This window comes from Achromobacter sp. (assembly GCF_036567245.1).
Classification (GTDB): domain Bacteria; phylum Pseudomonadota; class Gammaproteobacteria; order Burkholderiales; family Burkholderiaceae_B; genus Achromobacter.
Map to the genome: position 1 here is coordinate 1 of NZ_DATCUY010000450.1, position 3,474 is coordinate 3,474.

At 67.2% G+C, this 3,474-nt stretch carries 3 protein-coding genes; all 3 read left to right on the forward strand.

All coding sequences use genetic code 11. The features are described 5' to 3' along the window. The first annotated feature begins 13 nt into the window (after positions 1-13). Positions 14-1,213, forward strand: a complete 1,200-nt coding sequence (locus VIR09_RS19355) for an NAD(P)/FAD-dependent oxidoreductase (RefSeq protein WP_332014337.1) — start codon at positions 14-16, stop codon at positions 1,211-1,213. Positions 1,214-1,346: 133 nt separating this feature from the next. Then, entirely contained in the window at positions 1,347-2,702 is a 1,356-nt protein-coding gene (gene soxC / locus VIR09_RS19360) for a sulfite dehydrogenase (RefSeq protein WP_332014336.1), read from the forward strand. Further along, the coding region (locus VIR09_RS19365; RefSeq protein ID WP_414639447.1) for a c-type cytochrome at positions 2,686-3,474 on the forward strand (789 nt) is incomplete at its 3' end. The genes soxC and VIR09_RS19365, both read left to right, overlap by 17 nt.

The following is a 3,474-nucleotide window of genomic DNA, read 5'->3' on the forward strand; positions in this document are numbered from 1 at the left end:
GGCCGCGGCGCCCATCGCGCGCGCCGCCAAGCCGCACGTGGTGGTGGTGGGTGGAGGCTATGGCGGCGCCACCGCGGCGCGCTATTTGCGGCTGCTGGGCGCAGGTGCCGTCGACGTCACGCTGATTGATGAGAATCCGGCTTTTGTCTCCTGCCCGCTATCGAATCTGGTGCTGGGCGGCAGCAAGTCCATGGCCGACATCACCGTCGCGCGGGACGGCCTGTCGCGCCACGGCGTGCGCTTGCTGCGCGACCGCGCGCTTGCGATCGACGCGGCGGCCCGGCAGGTCCGGCTGGCGGGTGGCGAACGGCTGTCGTATGACCGGTTGATACTCTCGCCCGGCGTGGACATGCAGTGGCAACGCATCGAAGGCATGGACGCGCCAGGCGCGCGGGAGCGGATCCTGCATGCCTGGAAGGCGGGCGCGCAGACCGCGGCCTTGCGACGCCAGCTGGAGGCCATGCCGGACGGGGGCAATTATGTGTTGACCATACCGCTGGCGCCGTACCGTTGTCCGCCCGCCCCGTACGAGCGCGCCTGCCAGGTGGCGTGGTACTTCAAGCAGCACAAACCGCGCTCCAAGGTGCTGGTGTTCGACGCCAACGCCGACATCACGTCCAAGGCCGCGCTGTTCCGCCGCGCCTGGGCCGATTCCTACGCGAACTACATCGAATACACCCCGCAGTTCGAGGCGGTCGCGGTGGATGCCGCCCGTCTGAGCGTGCAGTTTGAGTTGGGCGAAACCGTGCGTGCAGACGTGCTGAACGTGGTGCCGCCGATGCGCGCCGCAGCTATCGCGGTGGACGCCGGCTTGGCCACGGCCAATGGCGCCTGGTGCGAGGTGGATTTCCTGACCTTCGAATCGCTCGCCGTGCCCGGCATCCATGTGCTGGGCGATGCGATCCAGGTCGCGCCGGCGATGCCCAAGTCCGGCCACATGGCCAACCAGCACGGCAAGACCTGTGCCGCGGCCGTGCTGGCCCTGCTTGGCAGCGGCCACGTCAATCCGCTGCCGCTGTATGCCAACACCTGCTACAGCTACACCTCCGACCGCGAGGTCATGCACGTGGCTAGCGTGCATCGCTACGACGCCGCGGCGAAGACCATGCTGCCGGTGGCCGGAGCCGGCGGATTGTCGGCCGAACCCAACGCTAGGGAAACTCCTGATGCCCAGGCCTGGGCCCAGGCAATCTGGGGCGACATGCTGGGTTGATCCCCTTGTTTGACCGTGCAGCCGCCGCGTGGTGTTGCGGCGCAGCGTGCCAACCTGCTTCTTTATGTGCAAAGATAATTTGCATATAACTACAGAAAATAAAGAAGCTGGGTAACACCCACGGAGGAGGAAGGTGGATCGAGAGGCAAAAGTGGGACGCCTGCGCAAGGCGCCCGAGAATTTCGTATCCGCCGATTTGGCGCAGGACATTGCCCGCAATGGCCTGGACGACACCCGGCGAGGTTTTTTGCTGCGCAGCTTCCAGACGGCGGGCGCCGCGCTGGCCGCCGGCCTGACGGGCAACGCATTGGCGCAGAAGGCGGGCGGCGACGAGATGATCCTGACGCCGCGTCCCTGGACCACGTCGCTGGGGCAGCCGGTCGCCGCGCGGCCCTACGGCGTGCCGTCGAAGTACGAAGCCAACCTGCAGCGGCGCCAGTCGCCGGGCCTGACCCGCGTGCCCGCCTCCTCGGTCGCCTTTGCGCCCTTGCAAGGCCTGTTCGGCATCATTACGCCGAGCGGGCTGCATTTCGAGCGCCATCATCAGGGCTGGGTGGACATCGACCCGGCGCAGCACCGCTTCATGATCAATGGCCTGGTGGCACAGCCCAAGGTCTACACCATGGACGACCTGATGCGCCTGCCGTCCGTGTCGCGCATCCATTTCATCGAATGTGGCGCCAATAGCGGCCCGGAATGGGGCAATGCGGCCGTTCCCACCGTGCAGTACACCCACGGCATGCTGTCCTGTTGCGAGTTCACCGGCGTGCCGCTTTCGGTGCTGCTGGAAGACTGCGGCGCCGACCTCAAGCGCGGCAAGTTCGTGCTGGCCGAGGGCGCAGATGGATCCAGCATGACGCGCACCATTTCGATGGAAGCGGCGCTGGACGACGCCATCGTGGCCTGGGGCATGAACGGCGAAATGCTGCGTCCCGAGAACGGCTATCCGCTGCGCTTGGTGGTGCCCGGCGTGCAGGGCGTGTCGTGGGTCAAATGGCTGCGCCGCATCGAAGTCGGCGACCAGCCCTGGAACGCCAAGGACGAGACCATCCACTACGTGGACCTGATGCCCGGCGGGCTGCATCGCCAGTACACCTCGATCCAGGAGTGCAAGTCCGTCATCACCACGCCGTCGGGCGGACAGGTGCTGCTGGACAAGGGCTTTTGCAATATCTCCGGCCTGGCCTGGTCAGGACGCGGCAAGGTCAAGCAGGTCGACGTGTCGGTGGACGGCGGCCGCAACTGGCGCACGGCGCGGCTGGAAGGGCCGGTGCTGGCCAAATGCCTGACGCGCTTCAACATCGACTGGGTCTGGGACGGTTCACCCGTCATCCTGCAAAGCCGCGCCCAGGACGAGACCGGCTACGTCCAGCCGCGTTCGGGCCAGTTGCGCGAGGTGCGCGGCACGCGCTCCATCTATCACAACAACGGCATTCAATCGTGGCGGGTGGCCCAGAGCGGAGAGGTGAGCAATGTCCACATTGAATAGCCTGCGCGCCGCATTGGCCTGTACGGGCCTGGGGCTGGCCATGCTGGCCCCGGGCGCAGGCGCAGCGGACACATTCCCGGGCGTGGGGCGGGACGCCACGCCGGCCGAGGTGGCGGCCTGGGACATTGATGTGCGGCCGGATTTCAAGGGCCTGCCGCCGGGCAGCGGCACGGTGCTGCGCGGGGGCGACATCTGGGAGGGCAAGTGCGCTTCCTGCCATGGCAGCTTCGGGGAAAGCAATGAGGTCTTCACGCCGATTGTCGGCGGCACCACCGCCGACGACATCCGCAGCGGCCGCGTCGCGGCGCTGGCCGGCAACTCCCAGCCGCAGCGCACCACGCTGATGAAGGTCAGCACGGTCTCCACGTTGTGGGACTACATCCACCGCGCCATGCCCTGGGACCAGCCGAAGACCCTGTCGCCGGATGAGGTCTATGCGGTCACGGCCTACCTGCTGAACCTCGGCGAAATCGTGCCCGAGGATTTCGAACTCTCCGACAAGAACATCGCCGAGGTGCAGGCGCGCATGCCCAACCGCAACGGCATGACCCGCGAGCATGGCATGTGGCTGCCGGGGGACAAGCCCGACACGCAGAACACGGCCTGCATGAGCAATTGCGTCGAGGCCGTCAAGGTCTCGTCCGAGCTGCCGGACTATGCGCGCAACGCCCATGGCGACATCGCGGCGCAGAACCGCCTGATCGGACCCGTGCGCGGCGCGAACACGCTGGCGCCTCCCTTGACCGGGGCCGCGGGCAGCAATGCCGGCGCC